The following is a 14,166-nucleotide window of genomic DNA, read 5'->3' on the forward strand; positions in this document are numbered from 1 at the left end:
AATATTTATGTAACCCTTTGCAAGTAATTGGAAAGTTAATTCTATTATATCATCATGGTACAGGATTCGGATAAGGATTTACAAATAAACCTTTGTAGACAATTTTTTGTAAAAAAATAAGAAACAGGCGCTAAAACCCGTTTCTTATTTTGCAAAATGATTATTTATTATAATAATTGTAGATTCCTTGATAAACTGCCTGGGCATAGATGTCATGGAATTCCGGCGATGCTAGTTTTGCATAGTCACCAGAGTTCGTGATAAAGCCTAATTCAACAAGGACACTTGGAATATTTTGCTCTCTTACTACGTAGAAAGCACTGTCCCTTGCCCCGCGGTCATCCATTCCTGCAAATGCTACGAGCTGTTTTTGAATTTCCTGAGCTAATTCTTTGCTTTCGTTTCCATTGGCATTTTTGGACGTATCATAATAGGTTTCTGCGCCGTCAGCTGAAGCCGAGCCTGCTGAATTGACATGGATGCTGACAAAAAGCTCTGCCTTGTTATCGTAGGCAATCTGTGTCCGGTCTCCTAAAAGGAATTGTCTGTTGACATCCCCTGATCTTGTTTGGACAACAGTGGCGCCTGCGGCTTTTAATTTCGCTGATACGCGGTTGGCCACATCAAGAGTGATGTCCTTTTCCTTCAGATTACCGTAGCTTGTTCCTTGGTCTAAGATGCCTTTATCACTAAGTCCGCCGTGACCCGGGTCCACTACAATAATGCGGTTTTGCAGCGGATTGCCGTTCGTATTTTTTAATTTTAAATACGTCTTATGTACATAACCGGTTTGGTTATTGTAGTTAATTTGGACCCAATAACCGGAAAAGCTATACACGGATACAACGGCGCCTTCGCCAAGAGTTCCGATGACAGGAGCCGAGTTGCTTGCACTTGAACGTACATTTAGTGAAGCTACTGTTACCTCTCCAACCACGGCTGTATCACCGCTTGGAGCGGGTGCTGGTGCAGGTGCAGGTGCCGGAGCTGCCACACGGAAGTCATCATTTAATCCTCTTGCTACAAACACAGCAAAGTCCTGACGGGTTACGGAATCCTTAGGCTGGAATGTGCCATCTGCATATCCGGAAGCTAAGCCCGCTGTGGCAATGGTATTAATGGCATCATATTGAAGGCCTGATTGCGGGATATCGGTGAAATAAACCTCACCTTTCTCTGTCAGTTGAAATGCTCTTTGCAAGAGAAGGGCCATTTGCCCGCGGGTAATAGGTTCTGCAGGGCGAAATGTTCCATCACTGTATCCATTAATGATTCCTTTTTGTACAGCGGATGCAATATAGCCTGATGCCGCCGAGTTTACCGCCACATCCTTGAATGGAGTCGTTCTTTGCCAGCCGATCAAGTTCAATGCCTTGCCCAGCATAATCGCTGCCTCCGCACGAGTCACTGCCTGCTTAGGGCGGAACGTACCATCACTATATCCGTTGATGATGTCCTTATTCATTAAGTAATTGATTTCACTGCTTGCGCTTACTGGTATATCTGATAGTGAAGCCGCCTGTCCTCTCCCGCCGTTAATGGAAAAGACCATACAAAAGACCGCCAATAAGGCGATCGCCTTTAATCTGATATGTTTCGACATAATCTATTAAATTCCCCTCCTTTTATAAAATTTTTCAGTCATATTGTACCATATTTTGTCTATTAAATAGATATGTTCAAGAAAGATTTTCATATACTTGTAATATTAGTTATTGAAATATAATAAATCCCCTGCTGATTTGGAACAACAGGGGAATTCCACCATAAAAAAAGCCTGATAGATGTGATTTTCTTCCAAATGGCAGGATCACACCCAACAGACTTTTTCTTTTTACATGAGCTATTTTACAAAAGGAAAATTTTTCAAAGCCCCTCCGATTCTTTCCGGACAAATTCTAATTGGTCCGCTAAATTTTCCGGTGTCACGTAAGTGCCAAAATCAGCGGGAACGCCCTGATTTGTGCCGTCTATGCGGTGGGCAATCATCGTTCCGACCTCGGGGTAAAAGTGATGACCGTCAAAATAGTGGCCGATGTCATTCGTGATTGAATTCGGGTACATGAAGTTATACATCCCGCCGGCCGCCGCGGTCACGTCTGTAATCCACTGCTCATAGGACGGCAGGAGTCCCTGATCCACTAAAGCCGTGAACAACGGCGTGGAAATCGGGGTCGTATAGAAAATAAACTCTGTTTGCGGATACTTGTCGATCAACTGCTGCAGAACCGCTTTGTATTCAGGATTATATTGGTACGTTTCCCCGTAAAACTCTTTACGGAACTTCTTGATTTTCTCTTTTGTCTGCTGGGAGGTTGTTTCGGAATCAATCTTCATTGCCTGCGCCACATTGCTGCGATTATAGCTTCGGTCCAGAATATTAGCATCAGCCTTCGACATCTTAAAATTATCATAAGCGTATTTTAATAAATCGTAGGAAAGTAAATTTTTATAACGGTAAAACGGCTCTTCCATTTTTGCAATATAGCTGTCCAGATTGACGACACCCGAGCTTTGGTTGATGCTTGTTTTGAAAAAGTCAAGACCAATGATGACCCGCTCAAATGACTTTCCATTCTGTTCGACGGCATATTGTAAAAAGGGCTCGTACTCCCGGATCGACACATTGCTGGCCGAAAAATTGTAGACCTTCATCCCGGTAAAATCATGCTGGTTTATGTAGGTCGTCCGGCTGCTGCCAATGAGCAGTGTATCGTAATCAAAGGGCTGAAAGTGCATCGCATTCACCTTCTGCTGCCGCTCATCGATGACATATTGCACATCATTGTACTCGTGGCTGTGACCAAACGTCCACATCGGATCAATATAATAGATAAAAGACGCAGAGCCGCCCGCAGCGAGCAGCACCAGCGTCAATACGGTAATGGCAAATTGTTTATATGACATAGGCATTCATCCTAAATTTAATAGTCTTGAATCATAGATAGATCAGGCTGATGGGATTTGCACCTGATGTTTTAAAAATTGAAATATAAAAACTCCGAAACCTGCTGCAGCTGAAAGACGGAATAAATGATTATTGCCGAGATAAAGAGTGCATAGCCCAGATTCGGTTTTAAATGCTCCCTGAAATACATCGAGTTTTTTGCCATAACAGCAATGAGAAATGCTGCGAGTAAAAGAGCGCATATTTCAAAGAAATTTTCCGTGAGCGTAAAATCATAGTACGGCAGGTTTAACCTTTGCAAAAAAGTGCTTTGCAGTTCGCCCGGAAGGCTGACTCCATGCAGACCCGCCATGCTTTTTAACACAGTTATGGCCTCGGAAACGGACGGGGCGCGAAAAAAAACCCACGTGGCATTGACAAACTGAAACGTGATAAACCAGCCCGCAAGCTTTGGCATCCGCAAGCCCGCTTTGGACCAGAGCCGATTAATGACGCTGGCAATGCCGTGCAGCACACCCCAGATAATGAACGTCCACCCGGCACCGTGCCACAGTCCGCTGACGAAAAAGACAATTAAAATATGGATATAGGTCCGCACCGGTCCTTTACGATTGCCGCCAAGCGGAATATAGATGTAACGGGTCAGGAAGTTGGTCAGGGTCATATGCCATCTTTTCCAGAAATCCTGAATACTCACCGCTTTGTACGGTGAATTAAAGTTGATTGGGAGCTTGATGTTGAACAGCAGCGCCGCTCCAATCGCCATATCGGAATACCCGCTGAAATCGAAATAAAGCTGGAAGGTATACGCCAGCGACGTAATCCAGGCATCGATTGTAGTAAGTGCCTCAGGCTGGCTGTAGCCAAGATTCGCTGTGATCGCAAACGTGTCGGCAATGCCTACTTTTTTAAACAGACCGATTCCAAATACAAATAGCCCAATCGCAATGTTTTTCGCGTTCATCCTGCGGTTGTCCTTATTTTCAAACTGCGACATGACATCGCTGTGCTGAACGATCGGTCCCGCGATGAGCTGCGGAAAGAAGGTCAGAAATAAGCCGTAGTTCAATGGATTGTAGCCTTTCGTTTCCCCGCGGTAGGAGTCTACCAGGTAAGGGATTTTCTGGAAGGTATAGAAGCTAATCGCGAGCGGCAAAACCAAGTTTAAGACACGATAATCTGTTTCAAATACCGCATTGATATTTTCGATAAAGAAATCGTAATATTTAAAGAAGCCTAATAATCCGACATTGAATAAAATGCCAAATGTGAGGACAATTTTCTTTTTTAACAGATGAGTCATTTTCCCTAGGCTTGTCCCGAATATGTAGTTGACTACCAGTGAAAATAAAAGCAGCGGCAGGTAAATCGGATTCCACCAGCCGTAGAAAAATAAAGAGGCCGAGAACAGCCACAGCTTAGCAAACGTAAAGCTGATTTTATTCAATAGAAAATAGCCAAGAAAGACGATTGGTAAAAATAAAAAAATAAATTCAAATGAATTAAAAATCAAACCACTCTCACCTCAAATAATCATGAAAACCAGATAGATCATACTATATTAATTTGTCCGGCACAACAGAATGCGGATGGATAAGTTGTTATCGGACAAAAGAAAAACTGCCCTTTTTTCAATCAAGAGCAGCTTTTCTTTTTAAATGATTATTCACTCGCAGTTTACTTTTTTACAGTGGAAGAGCTTCGGATATTTTGAATTTGTAAACCTGCTTAGTTTCCGGTGAATGATTGCCAGCTTGGTCGATGAGCTGAACCTTTACGATTACATCCTCTGCTCCACTGACCAATCCGTTCACAACTCCGCCTATGACAATTCCATCGATAACGGTTAATAATACGCCATCTGCCAATTTAACCATGCCATCGACAACGTTTACGGTCCCATCGAGCAGCTCTTCCACCGGAGTCCCTAAAATGCCGTCAAGATTAACGATGCCATTGCTGCCAACAATCAGATTCAGTACTCCTTTAACAACACCGGTTACTCCGCCTAATAAATCACTAAGGAACCCGCTGGCAACTACTTGTCCATTTGCATCTATTACATCGGCCGTCCCATCCTCATGGACAATGAGACTTGCGGCTGCCACTGTTTCTGTTTCTGTTTCTGCTTTATCAGCACGAATGACCGTATCTGCCGTGACTACAGGTCCGGGACTCATGACAAGCTCTGTTACAGCCGCTTGTCCGATGCTGGCTTTTGTGATTCCGCCCATAACACTGCCTAATGTATCACCGAGCAGTCCGCCGAGAAGATTGCGCAGGGCGTTCGTTTTCATTTCCCGATCAACATAGCCGCGGGCGATATCCTGCTGCGTCAGCTTATAGGTCTCAACAATCGGCTTCCCCTGCTCAGAAACCATTTGCATCTTCAGTATATCCCCAGCCTTTGCTCCTGTCTCTCCGGTAACAGGGATGGAGACTCTGGTTTTTAGCCCATTTTTTAAATCTGATAAATCAACGACACCGCCCGCGACATCTTTACCAATAAATGAGATACTCGGTGCAGCCGGAGCAATGGTGTCGGCTGGATCGATCGGAGCATTCGCGTTAGCTTGTTCTTCATTCAGACCCTCATCGGGATCTTCCTTCTCTGCTTCATTCATATCTTTTGGCTGCTTCGTGTCTTCGATAATCGTTCCAATATATTCTTTTACTTTTTCAAAGTTGGCAATGATTTTTTCAGCAGCAGAGCCTTCCGGCAAAATAACCTTTCCAACTTCAGTGCCGATTGACAAGAGCAGGCTTGCTGCATGATTGACCAGCTGCAGGCTTTCGACTGCACCTGTCACATTCAGGTTGACCTCGGCATCTTTGATAATTTTCACATTGCCCAAAGTGGCATTACCCGAAATGGTTAATCCGCCTGTGCCGTCAATGATCAGCTCATCGACAGCCGCGTTAATTTGTACCTGAGCCGCCCCGGTTTTTACCGTCATTTTTGCAATAGAGGAACGATCTTCTGCGGAAATATGAACATCGGCTGAAACCGATACATCCTGCAGCGAAGATGCGCCCTGCGTCACTAAATCAACGATCTTATTCACTTCCACCGCCTTTAGGACGGAGTCGATAAAGGTGATATTAGCCAGCTCAGAAAGCCCTGCTGTTTGAATCGGTGCATCGGTAAGAATCGTTTTTCCCAGCACATGTAATGTATCGGCAATAAAGCTGTTCTGTACTTCAGATCCAATCTTCAGATTTCCTTTAACGGTCAGGTTTTTCAAGGTGATAAAGTCGCCAGCCACGGTAACATTGCCGTCAATGACAGTCCCTTGTCCATCAAGGACGATATTTCCGGAAGCTGCTGCTCCAGCTTTTGTGATATCTAGCGAGGTTACACGCGTAATCACTCCATTGTCTGCTTTGAATTGAATCTTGGCATTGGTTAACGCAGCCGCGTTGCCAGCATTGAACAGTGATTGAAGGGCCTTTGCAGCCTGGTAGGCTACACCGTCAATCACCACGGCTGTGTCGGTTACACTTTCAATCACCTGTGTTTCAGCCAGATTTTCTTGAGCACGATAAATAAAGGAGGCAATTTGGCCCCGGGTTACTTTTTCATTTGGGGCGAAGGTTTTCGCTGATTTTCCGAATGTAATGCCCTTTTCCACCAGTGCCCCCACACATCCTGCATACCACTTGTCTAAAGGTACATCCGTGAATCCCGATGCTGCGGTTGTGTTTTCGATCAAGTCGAAAGCTGTCGTCAGCATTCTCGACATTTCGGCACGGGTGATTGGTTTGTTTGGCTGGAATGTTTCCTTTGTCACCCCGTTAATAATTCCTGCGTTGGATAGCGCAGCAATTGCCTTATAGAACGGGTTATTTTTCTTGACATCCTTGAATCCCGGATCCGGAGCATTTTCACCATTCAAGCCAAGCACACCAGCAAGGATTTGCGCTGTCTGCCCCCTGGTCACATCCTGATTGGGCCTGAATGTCTTATCAGCGAATCCGTTGATGATCCCTTTTCCAGCCAGCTTTGTTACGGCATCATAATAAAAAGCACCTCCAGCTACGTCATCGAAGCCTGCAGCCTGCACGTTTGCCGCAGCCGGCGCAGCGACACTTGCCGCAACAACGGTTGATAATGCTGCCGCTATATATTTTTTACTATTAGCAGATTTAGCCATAAAAAATTTGCCCCCTTTATCTATTTCCCTGCGATTGAACGCTACCTTTTACCTACTTTGCCGCTTTTTAACAAGATTATAGTATCATAGGAATAGTTCTAATTAAATAGAATTTTATGTGAATTTCTGAATCTTTTATCCTATTATCGAGAAAAAGTTCGTCATTTTTCCTTTAGAGAAGGAGTTCCTAGTATAATAGCGAATAAATAGTTTCTAAGATTAAGAGAAAGAGAGAGGGATTTTGCTCATGAGAAAATGGAAGAAACTTTGCTGTGCCTTCGCGATCGGATGTGCTGCCGCTTTATCACCGTTTTCTGCTTTTGCCGCAGAAAACGATAAGCTGGATTATCTCGCATTGGGAGATTCACTTGCTGCCGGGCAGACGCCCGTTCGAACAATCGATAAGGGGTATACCGATTATCTTGGCAGCCAGCTGAATAAAGTAGGAGCGCTGTCAAGCTTTGATAAACGGTTCGCAGTTTCCGGCTATACGACAACTGATGTTCTGGCCGATATCCAGGCAAACAAGTCTGTTTCAGATAACAGCGGAAATACGGTGACCATAGAGACCGCTATTGCCAATGCTGAAGTGATCACGATTGATGCAGGTGCCAATGATATACTGAAGGAAATTGCCATTGATAAAGAAAAACTGGAAGTGAACATGGATCCGGGGAAAGTAAATACTGCGATTTTAACTGTTGGGGTGAATACTTCCGCCATTCTAGCAAAAATTAAGACATTGAACCCAAATGCAGATGTATATGTAATGGGCTATTACAATCCATTTACAATACTGCCGGCACAATATCAAACGCAGTTTCAAACCTTGCTGAATGCCTTGAATCAAACGATTGCGAATTCAGCTAAGCTGAAGGGGGCTGTATTTGTGCCGACAGCTGCTGTTTTTGCGAAAAATACGGCGGCATATATGCCGAATCCAATGGATATTCATCCGAATCAGGACGGTTATCTCGTGATTGCGAATGCCTTTTGGAAGGCACTTGATGTGGGGAAAGAGACAAATTTCAGCGATATCGCCAACACAACAGGGAAGAATGAAATTGAAAAATTAGCAGGCAAAGGCATTATCAGCGGCTATGCGAATGGACAGTTCGCTCCATCTGATTCGATTACGCGGGCACAAAGTGCGATTATGCTGAACCGGGCGATCGTTTATAGTGATGCACCTGCAATAAACCCAAATTATGCCGATGTCAATGAATCCAGCTTTGCTTACGATGCCATCGCTAAAATGACAGAGGCAAAAGTTTTTTCCGGAAGCAATAATCAGTTTAATCCAGACCAGCAGTTAACACGGGCACAAATGGCTCGGGTCTTAGTAGAAGCATTTGATTTAACAGGCACTGCAGCACTCACCTTCAAGGATGTCGCAGGGGACCACTGGGCAAAGAACTACATCAGCATTCTTGCCGAAAATGGAATTACGGTAGGATATAATGATGGAAGCTTTAAACCTAATAAATCCATCAGCCGTGCAGAGTTCTCCATCATGCTTGCTAAGGCTTTGGAAAAATAAGAACAGTAAAACCTATGTAAAAAAACAGCCGGTCCTATTCAATTGACCGGCTGTTTCTGCTATTATTCCCGCAAAATCGAAGCGTCCTGATTTTGCTTAGTTTTGTGATTTTGTTAATTGGATAACTGGCACTGTGATATCTTTTCCAGCCACTGTCAGTTCATGTTTAGATACTAGGTATCCGTTGTGATAAACAGCTAGGGTATAATTGCCGTCAATTAATGCCAGGTCAGCTGTGCCGTTTGTTGTTTTATGGGTTTCTTTCATTGTGCCATCCTCTTTAAAGATAACCACTGTGGCACCATCGACGTTGGCATTGTTTTCGTCAACGACACGGAAGTTGACAGCGCTTTGTGCAGCGACTTTATCTACCACAATCTTCAGTTCTGCTTTTTCAGCTGCGGCAACTGTTGCTGTTGTTTTCACATCCACGAAGTCTGCAGATGCTGTATCAATCGCTAAGTTGTATGTGCCGGCAGATAAGCCAGTGAATGTTACGGTATTTGCCGCTGCATCAGCTTTTTCTACTACACCGACAGTTGGGTTGGTTGGGTCAACGAACACATCTGATAAATCAAATCCATTTGCCGCTGCATTGACCGGATTGCCTTCACTGTCCACGACTGTAATTTTTAATGTGGCATCCCCACCGGCTGTCATGGAGTAATTAGCCGCTGTCAGATTGTCGCCAGCATTCACTTTTTGCGTATCAGAATAGGTTTCAACCCCTGTGCCGCGAACGACTACTTTATAATTACCAGGCTCTACTTTAGTGATGGCGTATTTACCATCTGCATCTGTTTTAGCTTGTTTAACCTCTTCACCGTCTGCATCATAGTAAGTAACCGTGGCATCGGCAACAGCTTTAAGTGTTCCTGCTGTACGAACATATCCAGCTACATCACCTGTTGTTGCGACTGCTTTCAGGTCAAGTGTTCCTGCATCTGTGGCATTATTTTTAGTTACTGTCAGTTCTGCTGTTTTTTCAGTCACGAGACCATTTTTGACAGCTTCTGCTTTATATTTGCCTGCAGCCAAGCCGACAAACATATAGCTTCCATCTGCATTTGTTTTCGCCTCAGCGACAACTTTGCCATTGGCATCTAATAAGTTCACTGCTGCATCATTAAGTGCTGCACCAGCTGTTATTTTCCCAGTAATAATCCCAGCTTCCAGCGCTCTGTCCTCAACCGCTTTATCTTCAGTAACTCCAACAGAATAAGTTTTTGTTACAACATAATCACCAGAAAGTCTTAAGGAGTAATCACCATTTGCTACGCGGGCGAAATCGAATGTAAGCACTGCATCTGCTGCATCTTTTTCACTTTTAAATTCATCTGTTGCAATAACTGTATTTCCTTGTAAAAGCTCCATTTTATAGACCACTTCGTCAGCAGATCCTGTTCCGAAATTGCCGTTTACGGTTTCTGTATCAATGGTGGCAGTAATGCTGTGACCTGCTTTTAGGGTTACATTATGAACTGCATCTGTACCTTCTGTTGCCGCTAAATCTGTATTGGAAACGGCAGAAACTTTATCATCCACCACGACGTTGTATGTGTCAGTTACCAATTTTGCATTTTCAATTGTGTAAACACCTTGTGCATTTGTTGTTGCAGACTGTACCAATTTTCCATCAGCATTATAGATTTTTACATCTGCAGCATTCACTTTCGCACCTTCTGCATTTGTAACAGTTCCTGTAATATCCATTGGCGCAATGGCTGCAAGCTTGATACCTTCAAGAACATTATCTACCTTCTGCCCATCTAATGTAACGGATGGAACAACATAGTCTTTATAGCCGTCCATTGAAACAGTCAGACGGTACTCTGCACCTAAATCAAGCTTAGAATCCGCATCTTTCTGAGCAATTTCATATCCGCCATTAGCAGTTGTTTGCACAGAAGCTACTGTTTTCCACTCTTGTTTATCAGTATTAAAGGTCTCAAGGTTAACATCGGCCCCGCTGATTGCTGCACTGGATGCTGCATTCACTACGACACCGGAAATTTTAATTAAATCTGTATCAATTAAGACAGAAGAAATGTCTTTTGAGAATGATGTCACTTTATCCGCTGCAACTGTTACATCTGCGGTCTTAGTTGTGACATAGCCATCCGCTTCAATTTTGACTTCGTGTTTGCCTGGTGCAATGTTAAGCAGGGTATAATAACCTTTATCGTCTGTTTTCACTGTTTGGGAACCAATGGAAACCGCTGCACCTACAACAGGTGTTTCGTTGTCCATCACGAAACCGGAAATACCTGATGCTAATGGGTTAATTTTTTCAGACTCTTGTGCTGCTTTATAAAGGAAGCGGGCAAAGTCACCGCGTTTTGCCAGGTCATAGGTGCCAAATGTGTTAGCTGATGTTCCACTCGTAATGCCGTATTTCACTAATGTAGCAACAGCCTCTTTATATTGCGGTGCCACATCGTTAAAGACTACATTGCTTTCTTTTTCCTGAAGCTTCGTGAAGGCTCTGTCAATCCAGATAGCCAGTTCACCGCGTTTAATTGGGCTTTGTGCATCGAATTCAGTTGTTGTTTTTCCGCTTGTTATTCCTGCCGCTTTTAGGGCATTAATATATTTAACTGCACGGTCAGGTACATCTGTGAAACCTGAAGCCGGTGCAGATTCGATATCTAATCCAAGAACTTTTACAAGCATAATCGCTGCATCGACACGTTTAATGTTGTCATAAGTTCCAAAGGTTGTTGCGTTAAATCCAGTAATTCCTTTAGAAGTAACAAAATCGACTGCTTCTTTATACTGCGGAGCTACGTCTTCAAATCCGGCTGCAAGAGCAATAGGGCTCGCGGCGCCAACAACGATTGTAGCAGTAGCAGCAGTAGTTAAGAATTTACGCAATGATTTTGAGTTTGTCATGTAATGAATTCCTCCAATGTGGTTGTAGTTTAGTTTTGTTAATAAGTAATGCTGACTGAAAAATGAATTATGATTTTGATTTTCCTTATGATAGGAAAATCGCCTTGCATTTGATTTGAGGTTGTTTATTGAGGTTATTAATGTAAGTCCATAGCGCCTGGCGTGTCATTGATTATCAATCTCGCAGATTCATAATCTCGCACACCTCATCGGCTACAAACACAATATTATCATACCTACGCACAAATTGTAGTGGTTCTTTATGGTAAACAAACCAACATATTGTGTTTCATTCATTTATTTCTTCGTTGGAATTGTGTGAATATATAGTAAACCAACGTGGAAACTTTGATATAACAGCATTCTTTTAAAAAAAAGCTATGTCAGGATGCAATCTAGAACCCAGATATTGGATTGACCGGCAACTATGACCTGTGGAAAGACTACCATCGAGTATGATTTTGAAATGATTCTAATTAGTGCAAATATCGATGATGTTGGTGCAATTATTGTATTTTTGGTGCAATTATCGCCTATTTTGGTGCAATTATTTGTTTTTTGGTGCAATCTCGCTCATTTTGGTGCAATTCCTTTCTGAAAGTGTTCAGTTCGTTCCATACACAGACAAATTTCACAGAGTTCAGCCTAATTTTATGTTAGAAACCTAGATTTTAAAGACTCATTTCTATTTTAAAAGAAAAAAAAGACAGAGGCCGCGTTCCTCTGTCTATTAAAGCTTATATTATTGCAAACCATCCTATTTAACGGCTGCGCGATAAATGAAAATTGCATAGTCGCCGCGTTTGGCATTGTCATAGGTGCCAAATGTCGTTGCAGATGTACCGCTTGTGATGTTATTGCTGACAAGTGCTGCAACGGATGGGGCATATTGCTTCGCTACATCATCGAATGGAAGCGAAGCATAATTAGGATCGCCCTCGAGTTTAAAGGTATTTTTGATCCACACCGCGAGTTCGCCGCGGGTAATGAAGTCCTGTGCACCAAATGATGTTTTTGATTTACCACTTGTGATTCCCATTACCTTCATCGCATTGACATGCTTCACGGCACGGTCGGGTACATCGGTAAATAAGGAGTCAGGAGCACTATCGATATCCCAACCGGCAGCCTCTGCCAGCATCACTGCAGCATCTACCCGTTTAATCGGTTCGTATGTGCCAAAGGCCGCTGTGGATTTTCCTTTAATCCCTTTTGCTACAAGATAACTAACGGCTTCCTGATATTTTGAATCCACATCAGTGAAATTTACCTTTTGTACAGGCTCAGCCTTTTTCAAATAAGCAGAGGATACAAAGCCGCTGTACTTTTTATCGGCTGTTTTTACCGGATACCAGACGAACTGATTGTCAGAACTTTTCTCGTCATATTGAAAATCGCCTGTAATAATCAATGTAGTATTTTGCGGAAGATCAATGACCTTTACCTCTGTGCTTGGTGTCTTGCGCAGTTTCGTATCCGTACTCGTCACAACCTGAGCATTATTTTTGAAAAAATAAGCCGATTCATGGAGATTCGCTGCTTCATACTCGTCCTGTTGAAATTCAATATTCTTGTCGCTATCTGGATCATACTGAAAATCAGCTGCATCGAATGGGAACTGTCCCAGCTCTAAATCGTTTGCAGTTTCGATTTTGGCAAAGACCTGCTCTTGATAAGCCCCTTCATTCCTTTCACCCGTCGCCTGCTTTAACGGGCTGTTGACCGGTTTGATGCCGTTGTAGGCCATAACCGGGAAATACCAGCTTTCGATGTCGTGCCTATTTGCATTTTTCACCTTTGGCAGATCGTTACGGTCATACATCCCGTTCAGGATTTCAACACCGGCATTAATGTTTTCTTCCATCTTATATTTAATTAACTCTTCTTTTCCTTGATAGTTTGCAAAATTGGTAATCTGCATGATGCCATAACCATTATCATCTGATCTATATGGTGCTCCTTCGAAAAACTGTCTCCAGCCTGATTCCTGCATCGCGACAGCCTTCACAACCTCAGGCGGAATGTCCGCCGCAATGGCTGCTTCCGTCAGCATCCTATTAATCGTTTGGAAAGAAGGATTCTCCGTGACAAATGTCTCTCCTGCCGCCGCATATACCGGATTCTGCACAGGTGCAGCCGCAGCTTGTCCAACGAGCAGCCCCGCCGTTAAACAAGTCAAAACGCCAACCTTAAATTTCATTTTTCCATTCTCCTATCTCAACTAGTAAGTTAATCATCTATCATTATATTAACATAGAACCGCTTAACAAAGGCTCCGAAAAAAAAGGAAGCAGAAGTTCACCTCTTCCTCTGCTTCCTGCATTCCTACGATTAAAATACCTTAGACTTTTTATCAACAACTCATTTCCAGTAATGTAATTTTTTAACAAATATTACAAATATGTGAACTAGATAATTGATCCATTTCAGTCGATTATCCGGTTCAATCTACCGGCATAAAAAAGGGTCATTCATACTAGGTTTATCACTATTTTTCATAAAAGCACCATGACTATAGTGCTATCAACCTTCTCTATTCACTCGTAAATATGTCTAAAGTTTGAACATCTTGTTTCGACCTTTTTCAGAGAAATATAAGAAAAAAACCTTTATTTCTGTGCTTTTTCGACATTTTTCACGACAATTGGACATTTACAAACTTCCTTTATGAA

At 43.0% G+C, this 14,166-nt stretch carries 7 protein-coding genes; 1 reads left to right on the forward strand and 6 read right to left on the reverse strand.

The features are described from left to right. Window positions 1-160: 160 nt before the first annotated feature. The 4 genes from HNR53_RS13115 to HNR53_RS13130 form a co-directional block, all read right to left on the reverse strand. Window positions 161-1,603 carry an N-acetylmuramoyl-L-alanine amidase gene (locus HNR53_RS13115; RefSeq protein ID WP_184526696.1) on the reverse strand — a complete coding sequence of 481 codons (1,443 nt, stop codon included), beginning with the start codon at window positions 1,601-1,603 and terminating at the stop codon, window positions 161-163. A gap of 263 nt (window positions 1,604-1,866) precedes the next feature. Next, window positions 1,867-2,907: a hypothetical protein gene (locus tag HNR53_RS13120; protein WP_184526698.1), complete on the reverse strand. Its 1,041-nt coding sequence runs from the start codon at window positions 2,905-2,907 to the stop codon at window positions 1,867-1,869. Window positions 2,908-2,978: 71 nt separating this feature from the next. After that, on the reverse strand, window positions 2,979-4,421 hold the full coding sequence (locus tag HNR53_RS13125) for an MBOAT family O-acyltransferase (protein WP_184526700.1): 1,443 nt from the start codon (window positions 4,419-4,421) through the stop codon (window positions 2,979-2,981). 172 nt (window positions 4,422-4,593) lie between these two features. Then, on the reverse strand, window positions 4,594-7,062 hold the full coding sequence (locus tag HNR53_RS13130) for an S-layer homology domain-containing protein (protein ID WP_184526703.1): 2,469 nt from the start codon (window positions 7,060-7,062) through the stop codon (window positions 4,594-4,596). A gap of 247 nt (window positions 7,063-7,309) precedes the next feature. Between HNR53_RS13130 and HNR53_RS13135 the strand changes: the two genes are divergently transcribed. After that, the gene (locus tag HNR53_RS13135) at window positions 7,310-8,602 is read left to right on the forward strand and encodes an S-layer homology domain-containing protein (protein WP_184526705.1); all 1,293 of its coding nucleotides are present in this window, start codon (window positions 7,310-7,312) and stop codon (window positions 8,600-8,602) included. A 96-nt stretch (window positions 8,603-8,698) separates the two neighbouring features. On the opposite strand, the gene HNR53_RS13140 is transcribed toward HNR53_RS13135, so the two are convergent. Both HNR53_RS13140 and HNR53_RS13145 read right to left on the reverse strand, forming a co-directional pair. Continuing rightward, on the reverse strand, window positions 8,699-11,494 hold the full coding sequence (locus HNR53_RS13140) for a carboxypeptidase regulatory-like domain-containing protein (RefSeq protein ID WP_184526707.1): 2,796 nt from the start codon (window positions 11,492-11,494) through the stop codon (window positions 8,699-8,701). Window positions 11,495-12,251: 757 nt separating this feature from the next. Beyond that, a complete protein-coding gene (locus HNR53_RS13145) occupies window positions 12,252-13,694 on the reverse strand; it encodes an S-layer homology domain-containing protein (protein WP_184526709.1) in 1,443 nt (480 codons plus the stop codon). Window positions 13,695-14,166 lie beyond the last annotated feature (472 nt).

The sequence above is a fragment of the Bacillus benzoevorans genome (assembly GCF_014207535.1).
In the GTDB taxonomy this organism is placed as follows: domain Bacteria; phylum Bacillota; class Bacilli; order Bacillales; family Cytobacillaceae; genus Bacillus_BD; species Bacillus_BD benzoevorans.